Annotated in this window: 18 protein-coding genes; 3 read left to right on the forward strand and 15 right to left on the reverse strand. The window is 65.8% G+C overall.

The features are described 5' to 3' along the window. Positions 1–3: 3 nt before the first annotated feature. The 3 genes from C265_RS18210 to C265_RS32560 all read right to left on the reverse strand — a co-directional run bounded on the left by C265_RS18210 (position 4) and on the right by C265_RS32560 (position 2,141). Positions 4–1,350 carry a DUF3300 domain-containing protein gene (locus tag C265_RS18210; protein WP_010811059.1) on the reverse strand — a complete coding sequence of 449 codons (1,347 nt, stop codon included), beginning with the start codon at positions 1,348–1,350 and terminating at the stop codon, positions 4–6. A gap of 49 nt (positions 1,351–1,399) precedes the next feature. Beyond that, on the reverse strand, positions 1,400–1,774 hold the full coding sequence (locus C265_RS18215) for a hypothetical protein (protein ID WP_010811058.1): 375 nt from the start codon (positions 1,772–1,774) through the stop codon (positions 1,400–1,402). 76 nt (positions 1,775–1,850) lie between these two features. Then, a complete protein-coding gene (locus C265_RS32560; RefSeq protein WP_010811057.1) occupies positions 1,851–2,141 on the reverse strand; it encodes a transposase in 291 nt (96 codons plus the stop codon). An 830-nt stretch (positions 2,142–2,971) separates the two neighbouring features. Here C265_RS32560 and C265_RS18225 point away from each other — a divergent pair. Both C265_RS18225 and C265_RS18230 read left to right on the forward strand, forming a co-directional pair. Continuing rightward, positions 2,972–3,931, forward strand: coding sequence for a LysR family transcriptional regulator (locus C265_RS18225; protein ID WP_010811056.1), 960 nt, complete (start codon positions 2,972–2,974; stop codon positions 3,929–3,931). A gap of 401 nt (positions 3,932–4,332) precedes the next feature. Beyond that, positions 4,333–4,998, forward strand: coding sequence for a response regulator (locus C265_RS18230; protein ID WP_010811055.1), 666 nt, complete (start codon positions 4,333–4,335; stop codon positions 4,996–4,998). Between the two features lie 26 nt (positions 4,999–5,024). On the opposite strand, the gene C265_RS18235 is transcribed toward C265_RS18230, so the two are convergent. Further along, positions 5,025–5,486: a MarR family winged helix-turn-helix transcriptional regulator gene (locus C265_RS18235; RefSeq protein ID WP_010811054.1), complete on the reverse strand. Its 462-nt coding sequence runs from the start codon at positions 5,484–5,486 to the stop codon at positions 5,025–5,027. Positions 5,487–5,509: 23 nt separating this feature from the next. Beyond that, positions 5,510–6,946 (reverse strand): MDR family MFS transporter, encoded by a 1,437-nt coding sequence (locus C265_RS18240; protein WP_371258366.1) that lies wholly within the window; start codon positions 6,944–6,946, stop codon positions 5,510–5,512. Positions 6,947–7,212: 266 nt separating this feature from the next. On the opposite strand from C265_RS18240, the gene C265_RS18245 reads away from it, so the two are divergent. Next, entirely contained in the window at positions 7,213–8,334 is a 1,122-nt protein-coding gene (locus tag C265_RS18245) for a hypothetical protein (RefSeq protein ID WP_010811052.1), read from the forward strand. Positions 8,335–8,566: 232 nt separating this feature from the next. Here the strand turns inward: C265_RS18245 and C265_RS18250 are convergent, their stop codons facing one another. The 10 genes from C265_RS18250 to C265_RS18295 all read right to left on the reverse strand — a co-directional run bounded on the left by C265_RS18250 (position 8,567) and on the right by C265_RS18295 (position 24,596). Further along, on the reverse strand, positions 8,567–11,887 hold the full coding sequence (locus C265_RS18250; protein ID WP_037024664.1) for a hybrid sensor histidine kinase/response regulator: 3,321 nt from the start codon (positions 11,885–11,887) through the stop codon (positions 8,567–8,569). A gap of 87 nt (positions 11,888–11,974) precedes the next feature. Further along, positions 11,975–12,586: a response regulator transcription factor gene (locus C265_RS18255; RefSeq protein ID WP_246840226.1), complete on the reverse strand. Its 612-nt coding sequence runs from the start codon at positions 12,584–12,586 to the stop codon at positions 11,975–11,977. Positions 12,587–12,865: 279 nt separating this feature from the next. Then, entirely contained in the window at positions 12,866–13,507 is a 642-nt protein-coding gene (locus C265_RS18260) for a response regulator transcription factor (protein WP_010811049.1), read from the reverse strand. A 134-nt stretch (positions 13,508–13,641) separates the two neighbouring features. Beyond that, positions 13,642–16,971, reverse strand: coding sequence for a hybrid sensor histidine kinase/response regulator (locus C265_RS18265; protein WP_010811048.1), 3,330 nt, complete (start codon positions 16,969–16,971; stop codon positions 13,642–13,644). A 347-nt stretch (positions 16,972–17,318) separates the two neighbouring features. Next, entirely contained in the window at positions 17,319–17,828 is a 510-nt protein-coding gene (locus C265_RS31030; protein WP_144062258.1) for a fimbrial protein, read from the reverse strand. Between the two features lie 69 nt (positions 17,829–17,897). Then, positions 17,898–20,468 carry a fimbria/pilus outer membrane usher protein gene (locus C265_RS18275; RefSeq protein ID WP_010811046.1) on the reverse strand — a complete coding sequence of 857 codons (2,571 nt, stop codon included), beginning with the start codon at positions 20,466–20,468 and terminating at the stop codon, positions 17,898–17,900. A gap of 116 nt (positions 20,469–20,584) precedes the next feature. Then, positions 20,585–21,355, reverse strand: a complete 771-nt coding sequence (locus C265_RS18280; RefSeq protein ID WP_010811045.1) for a fimbrial chaperone — start codon at positions 21,353–21,355, stop codon at positions 20,585–20,587. Between the two features lie 101 nt (positions 21,356–21,456). Beyond that, positions 21,457–22,011 carry a fimbrial protein gene (locus C265_RS18285; RefSeq protein WP_010811044.1) on the reverse strand — a complete coding sequence of 185 codons (555 nt, stop codon included), beginning with the start codon at positions 22,009–22,011 and terminating at the stop codon, positions 21,457–21,459. Positions 22,012–22,428: 417 nt separating this feature from the next. After that, on the reverse strand, positions 22,429–23,877 hold the full coding sequence (locus C265_RS18290) for an ATP-binding protein (RefSeq protein ID WP_010811043.1): 1,449 nt from the start codon (positions 23,875–23,877) through the stop codon (positions 22,429–22,431). Then, entirely contained in the window at positions 23,874–24,596 is a 723-nt protein-coding gene (locus C265_RS18295) for a response regulator transcription factor (protein ID WP_010811042.1), read from the reverse strand. The genes C265_RS18290 and C265_RS18295 overlap by 4 nt, the downstream gene beginning before the upstream one ends. Positions 24,597–24,779: the final 183 nt, after the last annotated feature.

The raw sequence follows: 24,779 nt of genomic DNA on the forward strand, positions 1-24,779 counted from the left end.
GACTTACCTCCGACCATGGCCGAAATGTTCGCCGCCGCCGAGCCGGCCTCCACCGCCGCCGCCCAGACCACCGCCCTGGTGCCCGCCGCCCTGGTGGAGCCCGGCCGGGCGCGCATGCGGCGCTTCCCGCTGCGGCGTCGCCGCGCGCTGGGTCTGCTGGCGCACGCGGTCGCCGTTGCCGGCATCGCGCAGCGCGCTGTCCCGGTTGGCATTGCGCGCACGGTCGCGGGCCTGGGCCTGGTCTGCGCGCTGGCGGTCGGCGCCGGCCGGCCGCGGATTCTGCACGCCACCGCCGGCGGCACCCGGGCGCGAGCGGTCTGCCACCCCGCCCGCATGGCCCGGTATGGATTGCCCGGTACGGCCCTCGAACGACTGCGCGGCGCGCTCACGCGCCTGGTCGCGCTCGGAAGGCTGGCGCTGCACCCCGCCGCCGGCGGCCCCCACGCGCTGGCCGGGTTGCGCAGCCTGCTGGCGGCTGGCGAGGCCGGACTGGCGCTGCTGGTCATAGCGACCGCGCACCGCCGCATTGTTGTAGGGCACGTTGCCGCGGTTGGCGGGGTTGTGCTGCCAGTTCACGTTGGCACGGTTGACGTCCAGGCGCTGGTTGACGTTGATGTTGTTGTAGCGGTTCACATTGATGTTGACGTCGTGGCTATTCCAGTTGAACCCGCCCCACATCGCATCGACCGCCGCCACGCCAAGCCCGAAGCCGATGCCCGTTACCAGTGCCGTGGCAAACACGGAGCCGGGCGGCGGCGGGTAATAGGCCGGCGGATACGCGGGATACGCCCAGGTACCGTAAACCGTGGTCGGGTTGTAGGTCGGCACGTAGACCACTTGCGGATTGGCCGGCTCGATCTGCACGATCGTGGTGCCGCCGGTGGTCTGCGTCACGACCTTCTGCTGCTCGGTCGTCTTCAGCGTGCCGGCTTTCTGCGCCTGCACCCGCAGCCGCTGCACCGAATCCATCACGTCATTGGGCTGGGCCAGGAAAGCGTCGCCGACCGACTGCACCCACTGCGGCTGGCGGCCCATCATGTCGAGCACGGAGGGGAACGCGGCCAGCGACTGCACGCTGGGGTCCCAGGCCTGGCTGGCGACCGCCTTGGTCGCGGCATCGCCAGACAGGCTGGGATTGGCCTTGGACCATTGCGCCGCAGCTGCGACGTCGGCCGGATAGGTGGCAGCCATCAGCACCTGCGACAACAGCGCATCGGGATACAGGGCAATCGGCGCGGTCAGCTGGTCAAGCTGGGCATTGCTCAGCTTGGACTGCGCCATCGCTGGCCCGAGCGGCGCCATCAGCATCAGTGCCAGGCACCATGCGAAGAGGTGTTTGAAACGGTGCATGTCGGCTCTCCACAAATACGCAGGTGACGGCCCGCTGCCGGGGGGCGCCTCAGCGGCGCTGCTGCGTGCATTCCTGGCGATACGCCTCTTCCAGGCGCTTGCGGTCTGCCTGGCGTTCCAGTGTCGGATATGTGCGCCCGTCGGCAGTGGTTACCGACGACTTGCCAGTGGACCACTGCGGCCCGCCGGGCAGCGCGTTGACCTGGTCCAGCAATGACTGGCAGTGCTGCCGCTGCGACGCAGACACCTTGCCATCAGATCCTTCCACCACGGCCGTGGCTTCGTCCAGCATCCGTGGCGGCGGCGGGGCCACCATCGGAGTGCCGGCGGCCGCAGCCGCCGATGCAGCACTGGCTGCCCACGCCGGGACAACCACCATGGCGGCGCATGCCAGCACGCCCGCCTTGATCAGAAACTTCGTCAAACCAATACTCCAGAACCCTCCGCGGCACGTGGAAGCGACACCGCGGCGCATTGCAAGTTGCAAGAACCGTCCGCCGCTAGCGATCCTTGCCAGTGCCATTGCGGCGGCCGGTACGGTTGCGCATCAGCTCAAGCTTGAGCAGCGCATCCGCAAGCATACTCTTCAGCCGGGCATTCTCTTCCTGCAGCTCGCGCAGCTTGCGGCCGTCACGTGCATCACCCTGGCTGGGCTGGCCGTAACGGGCCCGCCATCCGTAGAACGAAGCATCGCTGAAACCATAGCGCGCGCACAGCTCACGCACCGGCACGCCGCTGGCCGCCTCGGCCAGGTAGCCGCGGATCTGCTCTTCCGAATACCGTCTGTTCACGAATCTCTCCGCATCACAACGGCGGGCCACAAGCGGCGCCAGCCGCGCCGCCAACCGTGCCGACTCTGGCCCTACGTTAGCCCACGGCCGCGCCAAAAAGCAATTCAGTGTCTTCGCTGCGCGAGTTAAGAAAATTATCTCTGCACAAGCTGCCGCCGGCGCTGGCGCGCATTGCCAAATTTCGTTAAGCCAATTTGGAGTCCAGTTAGATCATTCGCGCTGCGCATCGCGGAAACGAAGATGCCGGCCGCGATAACACATGGGCATGACGACCTTCTGCACGGCAGTGATCGTGGATGAATCGCCCGGTGGCCCCGATTTCAAGCCATGTATTGATGTACAGACAAAGAGGTACTAAACAAAATTAGAAGACTGCCATCAATTCAAGTTTCTATGACTTTTGCTGAGCATGTATTAAGATTCCTCGGCACAACTAAATTTCGCACGCCTTCGCGCGGCGCCCTGGCGGCGCCGGCAGAAGAGCGGCCAGGCAGCCCGCACCACCCAGACGTGGTGCGCGTTCACGCTGCCAACAGTACCGGGCCTGAAGGATCGAATCGTCACTGCGCCATTTGTCGACGCAAGTCGGACATTCAGGAGTCGTGCCATGCGTTTTCGCAGCATCCTGCCCGGGCTTTCGCCCACCTGTCTTTCATCCGGACATGCCCGCAGCGCGCGCCGTGCATGCCGCTTGCGCCTGTCACTGTCAGGGACCGGATCATTGCCCTGACACCAGGCCGCGCTTGCGCCCTTTGTTTCGACGCAGTGCTGTAGGTGTCGGACCAACAAGAAAATAGAGAAAACAAAGTCATGGATCGGGAGAAGTCGGAATGCGTCACGTCAGCACGAAGTTGTTGCATGTCTTTGTCCTGGTCATGGAATACCGGGACCTCAGCGCCGTTGCGGCCTGCACGCAGGGACGCGTGCCGACGGTGGCCTACAGCCTCGCGCGCTTGCGCGAAATCACCGGCGATCCGCTGTTCGTCAAGCGCAACGGGATGCTCGAACCCACACCGCATGCGCTGCGCCTGGAGCAGACGGCGCGGCAGATCCTGGCCAAATGGAACCAGCTGGTGCGCCCCGGCGAGCCTGGCCTGAGCAAGCGCCGTGACGACGGCAGACGCGTTTCGATCGGCTTTTCATCGTCGATCGGCGACCCGGTCATCACCGAGATCCTGACCGCACTGTGCGAGCAGTTTCCGCGCGACAGCTTTATCACGCGCCCGGTGATCGCCGACGCCACCCTTGCCGGCCATCTCGGCAGCGGCGAACTGGACTGCGCCTTCATCGTCGACAGCGGCCACGATCCCGAACGCGTGCGCCAGCACAACATCATGGCCACGCCGCGCCGACTGGTCAGCGCCACGCGCGGCGGCAGCCATGACGAAGGCGAAAGCGACTGGATCCTGCTGCAGGAAGACTGCGAGGCCGGCAGCCCGCTGCGGGCCTTCCTGAGCCGCCAGGCCAGCACTCCGGGGCATCGCGAGACCGTGGTCCCATCATGGCATACCCAGATCACGCTGCTGCATTCGGCCGGGGGCATCTGCCCGGTGCTGGACTTCAACGTGCCGCTGGTCACGCGCGAGCGCAAGACGCGCCTGCTGGCACCGCCGAGCAGCTTCCCGGAATGGGCCGCACTGCATTTCTGGGCACCGGAGCGCAGCGGCGACAAGGGCGTGCTGCGCGACATCATGGATGTCGGCAGCGCCGTGCTGCGCGCCCCTCTCAAGGCCATCGACAGCCGCCGCAACGGCCGCGCCGCAGCCCACGCGCAATCCGCACTGGCGTGACGCAACGCCCCGCAGCGGCGGCGCCCGCAAGGCGCTGGCAGCCCCATGGCGCCAGCGCCTTTTTCTTTGGCTGCGCAGAAGCGGCGGCGTTCTTATTACAGTCTTGAGACATTTTTCCGAGCGCTGACCCTGCGCTACACTCGCGCCAATTTGACCGGTGCAGGCCGCTGCGCCACGGCGGCGCTTTGCGAATCCTCCTAGTTTCGCCAGACCGCGCGGCCGATATCCTGCAATGGCATTGCCGCGGTCCGGCCGTCTCCCGTTTGGCCCGGTCCCGGGGCAATGCACGCAGTTGTCTGGCGTCGTATTGTTTGGCGTCGTTTTTGCGCCGCACGTCTCGCTGACGTGCGGCGTTTTCTTGATGCCGGCGCTGCCACGAACAAGAATCGAGGAGCAACCAGATGACATTGAGGATCCTGCTTGCCGACGACCACCCCCTGGTCAGCGCAGCCGTCGCGGACCGCCTGCATACCCAGACCGGGTGGGAGGTGTGCGGCTGCGTGACCAGCGCGACGGCCTTGCTGAACAGCGTGGAAAGCCTGCGTCCCGATGTCGTGATCACCGACTACCACATGCCCGCGCACGGCGAAGGCAACAGCGACGGCCTGCGCCTGCTTGCCAGCCTGCGGCGGCGGCATCCGTCGCTGGCCGTGATCGTGCTGACCATGATCACCAATCCGCTGGTGCTGCGCTCCATCCTGGACACCCAGGTGCACGGCCTGCTGCTCAAGGACTCGCCCCTGTCAGAACTGGTGACTGTGGTTTGCCGTATCCAGCGGGGCTTCCACTACATCGGCAAATCCGCGCTTGAAGTACTGTCGCAGGCCGATCCCGGCAACCCGGCCACACCCGGCCAGGCCGGCGCGGAGCGCCTGTCCCGGCGTGAAATGGAAGTATTGCGGCTGTACCTGACCGGACGGTCCGTGAGTGAGATCGCCGTCCTGCTCTGCCGCAGCGTCAAGACCATCAGCCGGCAGAAGAACTGCGCCATGCAGAAGCTCGGCGTCACCAACGACCGGGAACTGTTTGAATTCGCGGCGCTGAACGGCATGCTGCTGACTGCCTGAGCGCCAGCGGCACGGGCGCGGCCGTATCAGGCGGCGTCGGCTGCCTGTGCCGCATGGGCCTGCGCGTATGCAATGCCGGCCTCCAGCCGCGCCAGTCCGCGCGACAGCTCGCGCATGGTCGACGGCGACACCTCGGCAAGCACATCCTCCAGAAAGGCTGAGCGCAGCGGCATGGCGTGCGCCACCACCTGCTGGCCGGTCCGTGACAGCGTGACGTGGGTCACGCGGTTGTCGCGTTCCGAGGTGCTGCGCTCCACCCAGCCAAGTTCCTGCATGGCCTTGAGCTGGCGCGTCAGCGCGCCGGGGTCCATGCCGACCAGGTCAGCCAGCGCCTTCTGGCCGATCGCGCCCTCCTGGTGATGCAGCGCATGCAGGATGCGCCAGCGGGGCAGCGGCAGCCCCAGGCGCTGTTCGAACGCGGCCGCGTAGGCGCGGTAGGTGCGGCCGAACTGCTGCAGTACGGCCACGCTTTGTCGCTCCAGTTCCATCCGTTTTCCTCAGGTTACGTTCTTCAGTCGGCTGCCATGGCGGGCGCCGGCGCCCGGGTCAGCTTGATCGACGGTACCCGGCGGGCGCACCACACACCCAGCGCGGCAGCCACCGCAGCCACCACCAGGCCGAGGTGGATGGCGCTGACCAGCGATACGCGCGCCTGTTCCAGCAGCAGGGCGCCATTGTGCCCGGCCTGCTCCAGCTGGCCGAGCAACGCGACTTGCGAGGCCTTGTCGATCAGCACCTGCGGATCCGCCATGCGCGCCGTCCATTGTCCGGCGTTGGCGGCGGAAAGCGCATGTTCCACACCACCGGTATAGCTGCGCGTGACCAGCGTGCCCACGATGGCGGTGCCCACCATGCCGCCCACCATGCGCAGCGATTGCAGCATGGCCGTGGCAATGCCCAGGTGCTCGCGCCCTGCCGTCTGCTGCGCAAACACCGTCAGGTTCGGCATGATGAAGCCTAGCCCGAACCCCCCGATCAGCATGATCGTCAGCAAGACGCCGTGCGGCATGCTGCGCGTGGCCTGCGACAGGCCAAGGCAGGACACCGCCAGCATGCCAAAGCCGGCATAGAGCATGGTATTCGGGCGGTGGATGCGCGTGACGATGCGGCCGTTAAGTATGCTGCCCGCGGTGATGCAGACCACCAGCGGCGTGATCAGGATGCCCGCCTCCTTCGGCGAATAGCCAAAGCCGCCCTGGAACAGCAGCGGCGCATAGAGCAGCAGCGCGAACATGGTGAAGCCCGTGAACACCGCCAGCCGGAACAACGGCGCCAGCACCAGCAAGCCCCCCGTATAGGCATCGAACCCGCGCGCCGGCAGCAGTTCAACGCTCAGCTGCACGCACCCCAGCCCGGCTGCGATCAGCAAGGCGCCGAGCCAGTCCACGCGGATCGGCCCGCTATGAGCCTGCTGGCGCAGGTGCGGCAGGTAGCGCCACGCAAACCACAGCCCCAGCACGCCGATCGGCAGGTTGACATAGAACACCGCGCGCCAGCCGTACCACTCCGTCAGCAGCCCGCCCAGCGACGGCCCCACCGCATTGGCAATGCCGAAAGCCGCGCTCATCATCACCTGCCAGCGCAGCCGCACATGCGTATCCGGAAACAGGTCGGCAATGCAGGCAAAGGCAGTGCCGACCAGCATGCCCCCGCCAATCCCCTGCAGCGCGCGCGCCAGCACCAGGAACGGCATGCTCGGCGCCATGCCGCACAGCGCCGAGGCCACCGAGAAGACCACGATCGATGCCAGCACGAACGGCTTGCGCCCGTAATAGTCCCCCAGCCGCCCGAACACCGGCACGGTGATCACCGATGTCAGCAGGTAGGCCGTGGCTACCCAGGCGTAGTACTCGAAGCCTTGCAGCTCCGCCACCACGGTCGGTAGCGCCGTGCCGACCACAGTCTGGTCCAGCGCCACCAGCATCACCACAAAGGCCACGCCCAGCATGGCCAGCAGGGACTCGCGAAACGGCAGCACCTGGCCGTTGGCCTCGGACTTTTCTGGCTGTGGGGTCACTTTTATTGCCCGATCAATCGTTGCGTTGTCAAGCATTATAGACACGGTTCGGCCAGCGCGTCATGGCGCGACCAAATTTGACGCCGCGCCCATGCCGCCGGCCTACCCGATTTCAGGGATTTCCGACCATTCCTGCGATAAGTAACATCGGGCTTGGCCGCCTGCTGGCACGCATTGACCGACCCGGAGAGAATCCCATGCCCCTTCCATTGTCCATGCCGCTAATGACAGCAGCCTCCCATCTGGTCCAGGCATACTCCATCGCCAACATTCAACATGGACAGGTCACCCGGCTGACGGGATATGGGCGCCCGATCCTGGATGCCGCGTACGATGCTGCCGACGAACTGCGAGCCTGCTGTGACAGAAAGTACCAGTGGCTGGTCTCCTTCCTGGATTACCTGCGGCCCAGCCAGTTCGCTACCATCAAGGTCGATGCAATCAAGCGCATAAATGCCGCATTCAACATCACGGCAAGCGCCCTCCCGGAGATCAACTCCCTGTCGCGATGGAAAGCGCTTGGCGAGGCATGCGCTCGCGTGGCACAGCAAGACAGGATCTATCTCGATCGCTTCTATCGGACTCGCAATGCCCGAAGCGCACTGTCGGATATCGAGGAAATCTTTTACACCGCCAACAAGGAAGGAATGGGCGATGATGCGCTGCGCGTGATGAAAGCCGTAATGCAAAACGGGGGCAACGCTGCCGGCATCACGTCCAGAACCATTGTTGCGCTGGCCAGGATGCTGCGCGCCCATCCTCCGTTGAGCGGATTCATGGGATATACGCGCTGGGGGCCGGGCGACCATGGCAATCCCGATGCCAACCTGCGCGCCCATGCGTTGAAGCATGTCTGCCGGCAACCGTTGCTGCTCGAAGTCGGCGTTGCCGAAACCATGTTCTGGTGGGATTTCCTGCGCATACAGCTGACCCTGGCAGATTACAACCGCCTCGCCGTCAACCCGAAACCACTGGTTCAAAGCCTGTTTGATGGCCTGAACCCTCTGGCTGGCGACCACTTGCGCCGCTTTCTCATCCATCAGGCATTCAATGACGAACCTCAGCTTGCCGATTTTGCCCTGCAACAGGCACTTAGGCCCTATCGGGACGTTGCCATTGAAACCAGCAGGGTGCTGAATCGGGTCATCATCCAGAGCAATGGCGAGAAGGTCTTCCTCAGCGGCGCCTCGGGAAACATCTTCATCATCGGCAGGTTCGAAGGCACTGAGCTGGGCATCTCCTCGTGCTATTGGGCGACTGATATTGAAAGCAAGCTCAGAGGGGCAAGATCCAACATCTGCTGGGAGGTCCGCAGGTAGGCTAAGCGGGGCTGGCTCCAGATTGCGGGCGGTCGCGTCGTCGAGCACATCCGCGCATCCGGGCTCGGCGAAGCGCTTTCATTTCACGAATTTGTGAAACACGCAAAAAAACGCCTGCTGGGGAAGCAGGCGGCAGGGAAAATTCTCGCGACGGGACGCACCCGGGAGAATGCGGAGCGATCGGGAAGACGCTCCACAAATGCAGTATCGCGCCCGGCGCGTGACCGCTCCATCAGGCATGCCTTAAATCGGCCGTGTAGTTGGCACCCTGCGTGCCGCCTTGCGACTCCAGCCCGTCTGCCAGCAGTTCCAGTTCGGCATGGAAGGCCTGCCAGTCCGGACCGATGGCAACCAGCCCCGAGCGCCGGACCGCCTGCTCCAGCCAGCGGCACGCCTGGCTCTGCAGCGCATGGCCCATTACCGACAGCGCCCCGGCCAAGCCGTGCAAACGTTGGGCAAACGCTTCGGCGTCGCCCGCCAGCAGCGCCTCGGCCAGTGCGCGCTGGTCCCGCCGCAGCGCGTCGGCATGCAGCAGTGTGTCGCCGCCTGCATGCGCGCCCGGCGCTGCCCGCGTCGCCATATGGGTGCCGGACAGATCTTCCAGCAGCTTGCGCAGCGTGCCCAGCCCCACCGGCTTGGTCAGGCATCGGTCGATGCCGGCCTGCTGGCATCGCTCGGCGACATCGGGCCCCACGCTGGCGGTGACGGCAACGATCGGCGTGGCGAGGCCGGCATCGCGCAGGCACCGCGCCAGCGTGAAGCCATCCATGCCAGGCATCTGCAGATCGGTCAGGACCAGGTCGTAATGCCGGCCCGATGCCATCAACAGGGCCTCGGGCCCGTCACCGGCCAGATCGACCTTCTGCCCCAGGTTTTCAAGCTGTTCCCGCATCACCACCTGGTTGATCGGATGGTCTTCCACCAGCAGCAGCGCCAGCTGCACGGCAGGCGTATCGTCGCGCGCCGGCACGGGCGCCTGCGTTGCCGTCACCTCCACGCCTGCCGCTGCCGCGATCGCCGCCAGCAAGCCGCGCCAGGCATAGGGCGATGCCACCACCGGGGTCTGCGTCAGGTCCGGCACTGCCGGCGCCATGGCCGACACCACCACATCGGCGTCGTTGCAGCGAGGCATGGCCTGCTCATCGCACACCAGGACATCGACCGGCGTGGCCGGCGGCGCGGCGGGGTCATACTTGACCGCCCGTGCGCCATAGAACTGCAGCAACTGCTCCACGCCCTGGTAGAGCTCGCGCAAGGTGACATTGAGGCCGACCGTCAGTCCCCGCAACGCGGTCCGCGGCCAGGCATCGGCCGGCGCCTCGGCGCCAGCGCTGGCCAGCGGCAGGCTGACGGTAAAGCAACTGCCCAGGCCGGGCTCGCTGACCAGCCGTATCTCGCCAGACATCAGCCCGACCAGCCGGCGGCAGATCGACAGCCCGAGGCCTGTGCCGCCGTAGTGGCGCGTGTCCGGCTGCTCGGCCTGGACGAAGGGCTCGAACAGCCGGCGCTGGTCTCGCGCGGCGATGCCGATGCCGGTGTCGATGACGCGGATTTCCACGCCGCCGCCCGGCTTGCGCATGGCCGTGACGATCACCTTGCCTTGCTCGGTAAATTTCACCGCATTGCTGACCAGGTTGTTCAGGATCTGTTCGAGCTTGACCACGTCAGCCATCACCGGCTCAACCAGCGAAGGATCATTGACGCACAGCAGGCGCAGCTGCTTGCGCGCCGCTTCCGCGGCAAAGCGCCGGGTCACGTCCTCGACGATCTCCTCGACGCGGCAGGGCCGCAACTGCAATGACATTTGCCCTGCCTCGATCTTGCTGAAGTCGAGCACGTCATTGATGATGTAGATCAGCGACTGCGACGCGTGCTGCATGACCGCCAGCTGGTCGCGCTGGCGCGAATCGAGCCGGGTCAGGCCAAGCAACTCGATGCTGCCCAGCATACCGTTGAGCGGTGTGCGGATTTCATGGCTCATGGTGGCCAGGAACGAGGACTTGGCGTGGTTGGCGGCATCCGCGGCGCGGATCGCCTCGCGCAGGCGCGCCTCGCTGCGGCGCGCGTCGGTCACGTCGTTCAGCGCGCGGAGCACGGCCGCCCGCCCTTCATAGGTAATCTCCACCTGGCGCACTTCCAGGTACCGGGTCTGGCCGTTGCGGCCGACCAGATCGACATCGAAACAAGGCTGCACCCGCGGCATGCCTTCGGTTGTGGTGCCCTCGCTCGTCAGCCGCGCGTCACAGGCATCCTGCAACTGCGCCAGGCCGGCGGGCGTGGCCTGGTCGGTAATCGAGTGGGCCGCGGCATTTGCCAGCAGCACCTGCCGGGTGCTGCGCTCGACGATCATCAGGCCCACGCCGGCCACTTCGATCACGAAGCGCCCGAGCGCATCGCTTTCCTGCAGGCGCAAGGACTGACGCTGCGCAGGGCGCATGATGCGGCGGTCGATCAGCCAGATCCACGCCAGGATCAGCATCGACAGCGAGCCGGTCAGCCCCAGCATCCATAAGGCGTTCTGCCGGAACTGGTGCCATACCTGGCCCAGTGCGATCACGCCGACCGTGCGCCAGCCCCACGCGTCAAACTGGTATTCCAGCACGACGACATAGTCCAGCAGCCCTTGCCGTACCAGCGCCGAACTCACCCTACCCGGGCGCGTACCGGGCGCGGCCAGCGATGCCGTGACCGACTGGCCGAGGGTGCCGGCCGGCATGCCATCCGCACTCAGTGCCATGCCGGCATCGGTCACCAGCACGAAATCGCCGTCAATGGTCTGTCCGTCCGGCAGCATCGGCGACAGCGGGAACTCCATGGCCAGCACCGCGGCCGGTTCGCCACCGACTTGCACCAGCGTGGCGAAAGTGACGGTGCGCATGCCGCTGACCCAGTCCAGCGCCGGCGGCAGCACCACCGCCTGGCCCGGATGGGCGCGCAGGCGTGCGACCAGCGCGTCATTGCGCAGGCGCGCGAGCGTGTCACGCAGGAAGGTCTGGCGCACGTCATCGCGCTGCATGAGCGCGCGTGCCGGGTCCAGCCGGCGCGGGATGACATAGAGCTGGTCGGCCTGCAGGTCGACCAGGTAGGCGTTCTGCACGTCGCGGTACTGCAGGTTGTTCACGCGGAAGGTGAATGTCATCACGTCGGCCAGGCTCTTCAGCCTGGCGCCCGGCGCCCTGGCGCTGGCGGGCGGGACCAGCAGCGGGATGTACTGCCGGTCGCCCCGGCGCCGCAGGCGGTCGGTCCATTGCTCATCGCTGACGGCGGCGAGTTCATCGGCCAGGCCGATATCGGAAAGCCGCGTCAGCGATCCCAGCGCGCGCACGGTCAGCGCCTCGGCCCCGTGCAGCTTTGCCTGCAATTGCTCGGACTGCGACTGCAGCACCATCTCCTGACGCTCGACCGCCTCGTGCAGGCGGTAGCGCAGCAGCACCCCCCACGACAACACGGTCAGCCCAAGCACGCAGGCGGAGAACAGGTAGACCAGATAACGGATCTGGCGAATGCTCAACGGCAACGCGGAGCTGCTGTCGATCGACATCAGCCGTTTCATTGAATACCTCGTTTTGACATCGAGACTGTCCGGAGCGTCCGGACAGTGCATGGGTCGTAGTGCACTTGGCAAGCGACGTACCGGGCCTCACAACATGCCGCGCCGGATGGCAATGGCGGCAAGCTCCACGTCGTTCTCGGCGCCGATCTTGCGCATGAGGCTCTGCTTTTGCGTACTGATCGTCTTGACGGTCCGGCCGGTGCGCATGGCGATCCCGGTCACGGACATGCCCGACAGGTAGAGGCGCAGCACTTCGCTTTCACGCCTGGTCAGCAGCTCCGCCCAATCGCCGTCCGGCGGACCGCTGCAGGGCCTGCCCCAGATCAGCGTGCAAGCGGTTTCCGATACGGAAGCCAGCCCCAGGTATGCCATCCAGACCGCTTTCATGATCTCGTCGACACCGTCCTTGGCTGTCACGACATTGCGGCAGCCGTCCTTGAGCAACTGCAGCACGGCGGCACGGTCGACGACGTTGGCGATCGCGACCACGCGCTGCCCGCCCAGCTCGGCGAGCCGCGTGCCAATGCGCGCATAGCCGGAAGGCTCGCGGTCTTTGGTGTCCCACAGCGGGTAACGCAGTGTCACGACATCACACGAGCCTTGCTGCAGCGCTTGCACCAGGCTCGGTTCGTCGCCCGCCACGCCAGCCAGCTCGATGCAGGCGCTGGCCGCGAGCCGCCGGCCCAGCAGGCGCCGCATGACAGGTTGCGAGTCCGCGATGATCACCCGGATTTTTTCCATGGCCGCCTTAGGCTCCAGCGTTGTCGTTCCTGCATTCAGGATGAACCATGCGCCTGGCTTTCGAAATCAGCCAAGCCTGAAAAAAGCGGGGATATTTCCGAGGAGAGGAATAGCGCACGCGCCGCCGCACGGGAGGAGCCGGCCGGCATCGGCGCAGCCAGGGATGCTATTCAGCGGAGGGAGGGGAAATGCAACGCGGCCCGGGGACCGGCCGCAAGGAAGGGGATGATGCCAGGATCAGGGGCCGCCCAGCAGGCCGTTTGTCCTGGCGTATTCGTAGAGTTCGTAGTCGTTGGTCAGGCCCAGCTTCTTCATGGCGATGCTCTTCTGCGCGCTGATGGTCTTGCTGCTGCGGTTGGCCTGGCGCGCAATCTCGATGACCGGGACACCGGCCGCACACTGCCGTATCACTTCCAGTTCGCGGCGCGTCAGGACCGGCCGCTGTGACGGCTCGTCGAGGCCGCCCGAAGCCAGGATCGCACGCACCGATGCGGGCTGGTAGCTCAGCCCACTGAACGCGGCACGCACCGCCGGCACCAACTCCTGGACCGGATCGGTCTTGTTCAGGATCACGGAAATGCCGACCTTCTGGATATTGCGAATCAGCGCCGGATTATCCAGCATGGTCATCACCACGATCCGGGTGGTGGGATAACGGCGGCGCAGCATCTGCAGCATTGGCAGGCCGTCGCCAAACTGGCCGCCCGGCATGGAGTAGTCGGTCACGATAACGTCGCAATCCGTGCTTTCAAGCAACTCCACCAACTGGGTCGAATTGGCGGCACTCCCCACGATCTGCACGCCCACTTCGTTCGCCAGCACCCGGCTCATCCCGTCAAGGACGACGGGGTGGTCATCTGCAATGATTACCTTGATCATTTACGATCCCCCTGTTTTTTATCGGTTCTGCGGCCGCGTAGCGGTGCGCCGCCGAACTGCCGGCATTCAATGCCGGTCATCTTCGCTGCTCTGAATATTAGGAGTCTTCCGAGAAGACTGAATTAAGGAATTCCTTAAATAGTATCCGGCCAATTGCGTCGTGCCGCATCCTGGCTGCCCTTATCGCTTTCAGGGTCGTCAAAGTATGCTGCAAGATACAACGCCAGGTTGTCGACATGGGCTTGCACGACCGCCAGCGCCTGGGCCGCACCCAGCTCCAGTTCCCGGCACAGTTCGACAATCTCCTCGCCATCTTCGGCATGCGCCATGGCGCCCCTCATACGATGGGCATGGTGGCGGATCGCCTTCATTTCCCCGCTGGCTGCGGCCGCGGACAGTTGCCTGAAATCCTCGCGCATGGTGCGCTCCAGCAACGCCAAGCTGGCAACGTTATCCTCCACATGGGCGGCGCCCGCCGCGCCCGCGGCCCTTTGTGCCAGGCCGGATGCCTGTGCCGGCAGCACGGCGCGCAGACACTCGGCCAGGTCGCCCAGCAGGATGGGCTTGGACAGGTAGCGATTCATGCCGGCTTCGAGGCAGCGCTCGGCCTCACCCTGCGCGATGCTCGCGGTGAGCCCGACGATGGGCAGCGTCGCCCCCTGCGCACGCAGCGTGCGGCTCAGTTCGTAGCCGTCCATGCCGGGCATATGGATATCCGTCAGCATCAGGTCAAACCTGTGCTGGCGCAACACCGCAAGCCCTTCTTCGCCACTGGCAGCAAGCGTCGGCCGGCAGCCAAGGCGCTCAAGCTGCTGCTGCATCAGCAGCCGGTTGTAGGGATGGTCGTCGACCACCAGTATCTCCAGCCCCAACTGCGGCGTGGGGTCGACAGGCGCAGCCAGCGGTGGCGCACTGACCGGCGTCATGCCGGCCGCCTTGCAAAAAGCCCGCAGGATGCCCGCCTGATGATAGGCACTGACCAGCCAGCTGCCAGCGATCTGCTGTGGTTCCGCCGGGCCGTCGGCGCGCGCAAAGACCACGCCGGCATAGCCATCGGGAATGGCCTCGACGTGGCGGGTGGCGACCAACAGCACCATCCCTGGTTCCGGCGCCGGCCCGCGGCAAGCGATCGCCCTGCAGCCCATGGCGCGCAGATTGTCGATGGCATTGTTGCGGATTTCATCATTTTCCGACAGCACGGCCACCGGCGGCAGCACCGGCTCCACCTGTTCGCGCGGCCCGGCTTCCGGCAACCTCAGCAATACCCGGAAGACGCTGCCCTTGCCCGGTTCGCTCTGCACGGAAATGCTGCCGTCCATCAGGGCGGCCAGGCGTCTGCAGATCGACAAGCCCAGGCCCGACCCGCCAAACCGCCTTGCAGTGGAAGCATCTGCCTGCACGAAAGGCTCAAACAGCCGCGCCTGGACCTCGGGCGCAATGCCTGGCCCGGTATCCGCCACCTCAAGCTGGATGCCGATCCTGCCGTCCGCATCGGGCGCTTCACTCTGCGGCGCGCGCTGCAGGCGCACAATGACATGGCCCTGTGCCGTGAATTTCAGCGCGTTGTCGAGCAGATTGCCGATAATCTGGCGCACCCGCACCGGATCCCCGATCAGGCAAGGCAGGCCGGGCTGTGGATAGCACGGCAGCGCGATGCCTTTTTGCAGCGCGATCGGCGCCTGCGCGCGAACCGTCGATTCCAGCAGGTCGACCGGATCGAACGGCACGGCGTCCAGTTCGATCTGGCCGGCTTCCGCGCGGGAGTAGTCCAGCAGGTCATCCAGTATCTGCAGCAGGACCTGCGACGAGGACTGGATGGTCGACAGCATCTCGCGCTGGCTGTGCGCCATCTGTGTCAGGGACAGCAGCTCCAGCGTGCCCAGCATCCCGTACAGCGGCGTGCGGATTTCGTGACTCATGGCGGCCAGGAACTGCGATTTGGCGGCGCTTGCCTCATCCGCCAGCCGACGCGCGCGCGCGAGAGCGCGGTGCGCTTCGCGTTCGCCGGTGACATCGTGGATGGCACACAGCAGCACGTCTTCACCCTCGAAGCGGGTGTGGCGGCCGACTACCAGCACGTCGCGTGCACCCCCATGGCCGGATGGCACCTGCAGCTCCAGCCGCGCGGGCTGGTCGCCCCGCCGCGCCAGCATCTGGTCCAGCCACGGGCGGCCCGCAGTGCGCGTGTCGAGCGGCAGCCATTGCGCAGCCAGCGCGTTCTCGAGCCGTACATGGGCATCGGCTGTGCGCACCACCCGCAGGCCTACCGGAGCGGCCTGCATCACGGTACGGTTGAAGCGTTCGCTGTCCTCGATCCGTTCGGCGTCTTCCTGCATCGGCACCAACATCCGGCGCTGCAGTATGCCGGCACCGGTCAGCACCGCAAGCACACCAAGCCCGTAGAGCAGAAGCGCGGCCGCCAGCGCCGAGCCATGATCGGCCAGCGCCTGCGACAGCGGATAGGCGTAGGCCGCGCGCCAGCCATGGTCGCGCTCCATGCGGCCAATCATCAGGCTACCCTGCTCGAACCAGTAGGCTACGCTTTGCCCGCCGCCGCCCAACTCACGCGCCACCCGCTCACCCAGCGCTTGCGGGCGCAGCCAGCCGGCGTCGCTGCCCCGGTACAGCAGGCGCCCTTGCCCATCGAAGAACATTGCCCGGCTGCCTGACGCGGTATGCGTGGCATCCGGGATACTGACGTCGTCCATCAGCGCGCGTACGGGAATGGCAGTCGCGCCATACGCCACGAGATTGCCGCTGGCGTCAAGGACTGGCAGGAAGCAGCTCAGTATAGGGCCCCGCTCGATGGTGCCCTGGTACGGCCCGGTCCACAGCGGTGAGGCGACCGGCGTCTCGGCTTGCGCTTCGCGCGACCGGTTCGCCAGCGCTTTGGCCCAGTTGCTGACAACCTCAGCGAGCAGCGGCCCGTTCAACCCCGGCGCACCCGGAAGCGCTGGTGTCACGTATGCCTGGCTCCCGTCGGCAGCCAGGAAAGCCGAGCGCATCCTCTGCGGCGCCTTACCCCAGTACGCGCGCTCGAAGATGGCGAATCGAACGATGTGCGAAACCGTGGCGGGACGCTGCGCCGCTGGCGCGGACGTGCCCATCAGCATGGTGGCAGGATTGGTCAGTCCAGGCACTTCGACGGCACGGGCACTGCCTGGAGGCACGCCCGTCAGCATGGCTTCGAGCTGGCCAGCCAGCCGGTCGCTGCGCACCAGCCGATACTCCGGCCCGGAGATTTCTGCCATGCGCCGTATGAAATACTCGTGCATGGCCTTCACTTCCAGCACCGCGCCAAAATGCAAGCGGTTGGCCGACGCCTGTTCCCACAGGATGCGCTGGAACAGGCTATGGAGAAACAGGGCAAGGAAGCCGCTCATCACGAGGATCAGCAGGCCAACGACAACGGTGAGCAGGCGGCTGTGCACCTGCCGGTTCGCGCGCGACAGCCAGTTGACCATTGGCGGGCTCCGTCTCGGCAGCCTGCCTGACGCCGCGTAGCGCCCGGCGCGGGGATCGGCAAGCGCCCAAAGTGGGTGAAATACTGTCTCTGGGATTATGCATCACATTGCAGCACGACAGATGTCCTCACCAATCCCATCGCCGGCCAAAACAAGAAACCCAGCGCGGCAGCATACAGCGCCGCACAGGGCTCAGTGGCATTACGCGGAGGGACTCGTCCCTACTGGTAGGTCATGGTGAACGTCATTCCCGAGTTGGCGGCGCCGGCCGCCACCGTGCTTCCGGTCTGGTAGTAGCGTGCCTTCAGTGGAATGACGTAGCTGCCACCAGTGCTGGCTATAGTCGCTCAAGACCTTGGTGGTCCCCAGCCGAAAACATTGCCGGAATCATCGAGCAACTGCACGCCGATGCCGGATGCCGTCGAGGAGGCATCGAGCGATACCACCGAGTTGGCGGCATCGAGAGCCGGGGTCACGGCATCGATGCGATAGCTCACCGAAGTCATGCCGGCCGGGCAGTTGTTCAGCGCGATATTGAATCCCGGCGATGACGTATAAGTGCCCGGCCCGGCAAACTCCTTGTTCTGATGCGTGCCCACCGGGGTATCGCGCGGCACGCCGTATGTACCAGTGGGCGCGGTGAAGTCCAGTGTACCGGCACTCGGTGTGCAGGAGAAGGTCGCGCCGAACGACTGTCCATGCAGTGCCAGGCAAAACAGCAGCGCAGCTGCCTTCAGTATGCCGTGCCATGGCCTGGCCGTCGCCTGGCCTCTGCTCACTGATCGTGTGAGGACAGACAATATCTTGTGCAAGGCGCCACCGCGCTGGCTTTGATATGGGCTTGTAGAATTCAACATCCTGACGTCCTGCGCATGCCGTGGCTGGCATGCATTAAGAAAATGGGGGCGGCACCATTCGCTCCAGCTTTAGCGGCAAACCGCTTCCACGGTCTGATACGAGGCATTCGCGTCTTTTTCAAGCTTCGGCAGGACATAATCCAGCTTGCATGCTTCCGCAACGGCCCTACCCCACTTCACGCTCAGCTGGCCTGCATCCGTCTTCAGCCCGCGCGCAATGATGCGCCCGCCCTGAGCGACAGTGCCGACGCTCTGGCCTTGTGCATCGAAGACCTCCGCCCCGAACGGCAGCGGCTTGCCATCCGGTCCGTTGGCCCGCAGAAGCGCCGCACGGCCAGGGTTGTCGGTCTCGAACTTCATCTTCACAATCGCGCCTGCGGTCGGCGCCACGTTCTGCTGCGTCGTCTTCAGCTCAACGCTCATGGGCAGCCCCTTCGGGTCGATCTCGATCTGGTTGGTGGCGAATGGCGTCAGGGTCGGCACCACGGCGTGGCCCCAGGGGTCCACGCGCAGGCCGCTGCCGTTGGCCAGGCGCGCACCCGCGGCATCCTTGGCCTCGATGATGGCCATGGTGTCGCCCACCGTGGGCGTGAAGGCCACGCCCCCCGCATAGGCCACGATGCCGCCGCTGATGCCCAGGCCTGCTTGCGAGAAGTCGCGGCCCTTGCTGGCACTGGCCGTCATGGTAGCCATCGGCGACACATAGCCGACGTTGGCGCCGACAGTGGCTGCATCCCTGGTGTCGCCGCCACCGGTGTAGCCGGCGTTCACGCCGTAGGTGAAGGCGCTGTCCTGGCCCAGGGTGCCGGTCACTGTTTCCTGCAGCGACGTGCCCCCGGTGGAATCGTGGCTCAGGCTGGTCATCGAGTACGGCGCGTGCTGGCCCTTGCCCAGCGGGATACCCACGTTGAGCATCACCCGGGTGTCCCACTTGCCTGAGCCGACGTTGAACTGGCGCGACGCCGAGACGCCATAGTTGATGCGCTTGTAGCTGTTGTTATAGCCCGTCTGGAACTGGGTATCGGAACCGCCGCGGTTCCAGTAGTTCTGCGTGGAGCCGGACAGGTAGAACGAGCCATAGCCTTGCGGCAGCATCTGGTTGATGGTTACCTGCAGGCGCCCGCGCTGGATGCCGCCGAGGAACGTGCCAGGGCCCAGGCCGCGCTGGTCCAGGTCGCGCAGCGCCATGGCATCGGTCATGCTCAGGTAGCCGCTGCTGGAATAGCGGTAGGCGGCCAGCGTCAGGTTGGTGTTGGTCGGTGCCACCAGCTTGCTGTACGACAGCCGCATGCTCTGGCCGCTCCGGTTGGGTGCATTCTGCAGGTTGGTCCAGGCCTGGGTCACGTCGGCGCCAAAGGCGCCGAAGTCCGTGTTCAGCGCCCCGCCGCCCATCACCGCCGTGTAGTCCTGTGCCGCGATGACGCCGCCGTAGCCGGTCACCATATTGCTGATGCCGTGCTGAACGGTTGCCTGCATCAGCATCGGCCTGCTCTGGATCGACGTATTGCGATACTGGCCGACGGTCACGCTGTAGCGCGTGACGCCCGGGCGCAGCGCATTGACGGCTGCGGCGTAGGGCACGCGCGAGGTATGGACGCTGCCATCGGCTTCCGTGACCACCACCTCGAGATCGCCGCCGTAGCCGGTCGGATACAGGTCATTGATCTCGAATGCGCCGGGGGCAACCGTGGTTTCGTAGATGATGTTGCCGCCCTGGCGGACCTGCACGCGGGCGTTGCTGTTGGCAATGCCATGGACCACCGGCGCATAGCCGCGCTGGGATTCCGGGTACATCCGGTCGTCGCTGGCAATCTGCACGCCACGGAAGCCGAAACTGTCGAACAGGGTGCCGTCGGTGAAGGCATCGCCGATGATCAGCTGGCTCCTGATCGGCGCAATCGAGCGCTGCAGGTTGGTCTGCACGCTCTGGTAGCGCGTGCCCTCGACGTCGCCGTGCGTCAGGTTGCCCAGATGGCGAAAGCGCCAGCCACCGAAGTTGAGTCCGGCGTTCACCCCGACGTAGCTCTGCGTGGTCGATATCCCGCTGGAGTCGGAGTGATAGACGTTGGCGTTGTACTGCAGGCGCGCCGCGGTCACGCCTTCGTCCCAGTACTTGGGATCGACATAGCCGCGCGCCGAGCGCGACATGGCGATCTGCGGCACCGAGGCGTCCAGGCGCTGCTCGCCGTTGTCGAAGCTGGCCGTGGCATCGGGGATCAGGTCGGGCAGCGACACGCACCCCGTGTCCAGCCGCGCCGACGCCTCCGGTGACAACCTGGCCAGGTCCACGCCCATGCGCTCGATCGCGGCACGGTCAAAGCACGGCTGCACGTTGCGGCTGTCTTCGCCCACCTGGCGCATCGTCACTTCGGCACGGCCCAACCAGGCCTGGTTGACGTACAGCTCTGCGCGATAGTTGCCCGGCAAGGCCACGTTGCCCTTGTTGAAGCGGCTCGCGTCGATGCGGGCACCGCCGGGCTGCTGCAGGAAGGTGTCGTTGAATTCCACTTCCGCCACCAGCGTCGGCGCGCTGTTACCACCGGGCGCGGCCCATGCCCCCACGCCGGCGAACAAGGACAATACCACCGCACTGGCCGGACGCAGCCGGGACGGGAAGGAAGAGGTCTTCTGGGTTTTCATGGGTTTATGCCGGATATCTGGCCTTGCGCGGGCAAGACTTGCCCCTGCCGCTGGTTGCGGCATCGTCAATCGGAGAAATCAGCTCGGAAGAACGCCGGACGCGGCCCGGCGTGTGGTCAGCGCGAAGCGGCCTTGGTGGCGCTGCTGCCCAGTGCGGCTTCGCCGCTTACGGCGCCGCCGTAGTCATTGATGGCCTTGTAGCGAACCCTGGCTTCGGTGCCTTGCGCAACATCGCCGGTCAGCGGGAACGTTTTGGCTTCGCCCGGGCCGACCATGCCGCCTTCTTCAAACTTCGCGGTCTTGCCGCCGCCAACCAGTTCGAGGTTGGCGAAAGAAACGTGATACTTGCTGGGGTTGCTTGCCTCAAGCGCCGGCTTGCCGCCTGCCTGGGTAACGCGCCAGCTGATGCTGCCAGGGGCGTCGTCGGCGTTGCCCTCCAGGCCCGCGGGGCGGAAGAAAAGCTTGATGCGCGAGCGGAAAGCCAGCTGCAGCTTGTTGACATCGGCTTCTTCGGCGGTGGGCTTTGGCGGGATCTCCAGCACATTGAGCCAGAACACGGATTCGCGGTCCTGCGGCAGTGGCTCGCCGGTGTAGATGATGCGCAGCGTCTGGCCCTTTTTCGGGTCGATGCGCGACACCGGCGGCGTCACGGTGAACGGTACGTCGATGGACGACGGCGCAGCCTTCGCATCGCCCTTGTCGATCCACGCCTGCGTCAACGCCGGCGACTGACCTTCGTTGGTCAGCTTGATCGTGGTCTCGGTGTCTTTTGCCTTGTAGATGACCCGCGTGCCCGCTATGACCACGGAAGCTTGCGCGTGCAGCGCGCTCATGAGCCCCAGCGCAATCACGCCGGCGGAAATCAGGGACTTGATGGACGTTTTCATGATGGTTGCAGCGGACTTGACCGGGTGAAGCGGCACACACTCAATGTTCGGAAGGCGCGGAGCGCGCCGGTAACACGCTCCGCGCCCTGTGGTACCAGGGCTTACTGGTAAGCGATCGAGTACATCACGGTCGAGTTGGCGGCACCGGCCGTTGCCGCGCCAGTTGCGTAGTACTGTGCGTAGTACTCCAGCTTGGCCGCGCCGCTGTTGATGGCGACTACGCCGGAATTCTGCGCGGCGTCGGCAAAGCCGGCCTTGATCGGGCTGTTATCGGTGCCGCCGTTCAGCAGGCGGATCTGCACGTTGGTGGCGCCGCCGGCGTCCACGATCAGGTTACCGGTGGTGGTGTCGGTGGTCGGGCCAGCCTCGAAGTAGGTATGCACGTTGCCTGTGTTCGGCGTGCAGTTGGTCAGGGCGATATAGAACGGCGTCTGGCCAGCGGTGTCACCAGCCTGGACCAGGGTGGAGGCCGAAACGGTCGGCAGTGTCACGGTAAAGTTCTTGCTGCCCGTGCCGTTGCCGTTGATCGTGCAGGTCTGGGCGGTGATCTGGCCGTTGAAGGTGATCTGGCCGTCGGCATTTGCGGCATGTGCAAACTGCGCGCCCATGGCGGTACCGGCGACGATCAGAGCAGCGAGGAGCTTGGTATGGGTCATGATGGGTGATTCAAATAAGTTGATAGGTAGATGGCTTTCGGATCCAACGGATCCCGCCCCGCCCCGTGCCGCCATTGAACCGCCAGATCTGTGTTGCAGTTGCCGGTTGCCCCGGGGACAGCTGAACTATATGTATGGCACCTAATGCCACCAATCAGGCAAGCCTTAGATCTTGCTCGGAATTTTTTCCTTTGCCGCGAACAGCTCGCCGTGGTTCTTATGCGTCATGAGGTGTAAATCTGGCTTGCCGGCGCAAGGCAGATGTGCCTGCGAAGAGCCTGGACGGTGAGGAGAGAGGCGCCGGATTGATCTGCATCATGGCAGCCGCATTGAAGCGCTGCATCCACGCCAAAGGAGTACGCGCCGCTTGCAGCGGCTGCATGGTGCAAAGGCCATCTCCGCAGCATCCGTCCGCCCTTAACTGGCCAAAGTCCCGGCCGTGCCAACAGCGCCGTCACACGTCCTGCGCGGCAGGCAGACCTGCAGCGCCAGCCCGCGCGGCGCCACGTTGTGCGCCGACACCGTGCCGCCATGCGCGGCAATACCCGCCTGCGCGATGCTGAGACCCAGTCCCGCCCCGGTCGGATGCCCCGGACCGCTGCGTACGCGGTAGAAGGGTTCGAACAGGCTCGCCAGCGCGTCTTGCGGAACGCCGGGCCCGCCATCGACGATGTCGATCCGGATCGCCGTCTCATCAGCCTGCAGCGTCACGGTCACGGGCGCGGCGGGGTCGGTGTACCGGATCGCATTGCGCAGGATGTTCTCGATGGCGCTGCCCAGCGTCGCGGCATCTGCCTCGACGATCAGTTCATCCGGGGGAGTCCAGCAGATCGCCACGCCCCGGGCCACGGCTTCGAAGCGGGCATCGGTGACGATGACGTCGAGCAGTTCCGCCAGGTCGATCGGGCGGAGCACCGGCGCCATCGCATGCAACCGCGCCAGCTGCAGCGTGCGTTCGACCAGCGCGTCGAGCCGTTCCGTCTCGCGCTCGATGCGCTCGAACTGCAGGTCGAGCATGGCATCGCGCCGCCGCGCCAGTTCCAGCGACAGGCGCAGCCGCCCCAGCGGCGACCGCAGTTCATGCGCGATATTGCGCAGCAGCTGCTCGCGCCAGTCCATCAGGCGCTGCAGGCGGTCGGCCATGGCATCGAAATCGCGCGCGAGCTGGCCCAGCTCGTCGGCGCGGCGGGCCAGCACCGGCGGCGTGCGCGTGGCCAGCTCGCCGTCGGCAAGCGCTTGCGTGGCTTCGCGCAGGCGCCGCACGGGGCCGGTGACATGCCGCGTCAGCGCCCAGCACAGCGGCGCCGAGACGGCCAGCGCGAACAGGCCTAGGGAGAGCACCACAGGCGACAGGTGCAGCACCTCCCAACGCGACGAATCGAACGGCAGGAACAGCATCAGGAGCTCGCCGCCTTGCGGCAGCGCGATGGGTTGCGGGTCCCACCATGACACGCGCGCGCCGGGCCCGGGCACATGCGCGACAGCATGGCCGATCAACCCCGCGCGCCACATCGGCACCAGCCGGTCGGCCAGGCGGTTGCGCAGCCGCGCCGGCAACGGGCGGCCCAGCAGTTCCTGCAGCGTGTCGTCGACAATGTAGATGTCCAGCGCCGAGGCGTGCGAATCCATCGCCCGCAGCCAGCGCTCGAGTCCGGGGCGCCCCTGGGTCTGGGCGACTTCCAGCGCATCCTCGGTCAGGGCCGCGGGGCTCAGGCCATCGAGCGCGTCGAAGCGGTACCAGGCCACCGCGGCCGTCAGCGCCATGCCGATGCCGACGATCGCGGCCATGCCCAGCCAGAAGGTCAGGAAGTTGCGCCAGAACAGCGGCAGCGGAAACAGCGCGCGCACGCGGCGGCGCCAGTTCACGGCGCCTGCACCAGCAAATAGCCCTGCCCGCGCAGGTTGCGGATCAGCAGCGGCGAAGTGATGCCGTCCAGCGCCAGCTTGCGGCGCAGCGCGCTGATATGCGTGTCGAGGCTGCGGTCGTAGCGTTCCGGCGCGCGGCCCAGCGCGAACCGGCCGATCTCGGCGCGCGCGACCACCCGGCCCGGCGCCCGCATCAGGATTTCCAGCACGCGCTGCTCGGCCCCGGTCAGCGGCGCCTCGGCGTTGCCGTGGATGGCCAGGCCTGATGCCAGGTTCAGGCGCAGCGCGCCAGCCTCCAGCCACGGCGCCTGTGCGGGCGCGGCAGGCGCGGCGCGGTGGAAACGGCGCAGCACCGCATGCATGCGCGCCTTGAGCTCGCGCGGGCTGAACGGCTTGCTCAGGTAGTCGTCGGCGCCCAGTTCCAGCCCCAGCACGCGGTCGGCTTCATCGCCGTGCGCGGTGAACATGATCACCGGGCGCTGCGAGCGCGCGCGGTGCAGCCTGAGCAGGTCCAGGCCGTTGCCGTCGGGGAGCATCAGGTCCAGCAGGGCGACGTCGTAGTCGTTGCGGGCCAGCAGGGTCTCGCCCTGCTGGCGGGTGTGCGCCAGCGTGACGGTGCAGTGATCGGGCTCCAGGTACTCGCGCAGCATCTGCGCCAGTTCCAGGTCGTCGTCGATCAGCAGCACGCGCGCGAGCGGCGTGTGGAAGCACATCAGCATGCAGCTTGCCGGGGCCTTGCGGACGTGGACGTGGCCGCCGGTCCCCGGTTCCGTCAAGAAACGTCAAGAAAACAAAAGCTATCCAAAGTGACTGGTAGGCACCTTCATCTCGAATTTTAATATGAGAATGATTGCTATTTACAGAAGACAGGGAAAATGATGAAGTTCAGGCAGGTCGCCGGG

This window comes from Cupriavidus sp. GA3-3, from assembly GCF_000389805.1.
GTDB lineage: Bacteria > Pseudomonadota > Gammaproteobacteria > Burkholderiales > Burkholderiaceae > Cupriavidus > Cupriavidus necator_D.

Bases quoted from the DNA above. Each gene is read 5' to 3' on its own strand.
- C265_RS18210 (WP_010811059.1), bottom strand. From the start codon at position 1,350: ATGCACCGTTTCAAACACCTCTTCGCATGGTGCCTGGCACTGATGCTG.
- C265_RS18225 (WP_010811056.1), top strand. From the start codon at position 2,972: ATGCGTCACGTCAGCACGAAGTTGTTGCATGTCTTTGTCCTGGTCATG.
- C265_RS18230 (WP_010811055.1), top strand. From the start codon at position 4,333: ATGACATTGAGGATCCTGCTTGCCGACGACCACCCCCTGGTCAGCGCA.
- C265_RS18235 (WP_010811054.1), bottom strand. From the start codon at position 5,486: ATGGAACTGGAGCGACAAAGCGTGGCCGTACTGCAGCAGTTCGGCCGC.
- C265_RS18240 (WP_371258366.1), bottom strand. From the start codon at position 6,946: ATGCTGGGCGTGGCCTTTGTGGTGATGCTGGTGGCGCTGGACCAGACT.
- C265_RS18245 (WP_010811052.1), top strand. From the start codon at position 7,213: ATGCCCCTTCCATTGTCCATGCCGCTAATGACAGCAGCCTCCCATCTG.
- C265_RS18250 (WP_037024664.1), bottom strand. From the start codon at position 11,887: ATGAAACGGCTGATGTCGATCGACAGCAGCTCCGCGTTGCCGTTGAGC.
- C265_RS18255 (WP_246840226.1), bottom strand. From the start codon at position 12,586: ATGCGGCGCCTGCTGGGCCGGCGGCTCGCGGCCAGCGCCTGCATCGAG.
- C265_RS18260 (WP_010811049.1), bottom strand. From the start codon at position 13,507: ATGATCAAGGTAATCATTGCAGATGACCACCCCGTCGTCCTTGACGGG.
- C265_RS18265 (WP_010811048.1), bottom strand. From the start codon at position 16,971: ATGGTCAACTGGCTGTCGCGCGCGAACCGGCAGGTGCACAGCCGCCTG.
- C265_RS31030 (WP_144062258.1), bottom strand. From the start codon at position 17,828: ATGTTGAATTCTACAAGCCCATATCAAAGCCAGCGCGGTGGCGCCTTG.
- C265_RS18275 (WP_010811046.1), bottom strand. From the start codon at position 20,468: ATGAAAACCCAGAAGACCTCTTCCTTCCCGTCCCGGCTGCGTCCGGCC.
- C265_RS18280 (WP_010811045.1), bottom strand. From the start codon at position 21,355: ATGAAAACGTCCATCAAGTCCCTGATTTCCGCCGGCGTGATTGCGCTG.
- C265_RS18285 (WP_010811044.1), bottom strand. From the start codon at position 22,011: ATGACCCATACCAAGCTCCTCGCTGCTCTGATCGTCGCCGGTACCGCC.
- C265_RS18295 (WP_010811042.1), bottom strand. From the start codon at position 24,596: ATGCTGATGTGCTTCCACACGCCGCTCGCGCGCGTGCTGCTGATCGAC.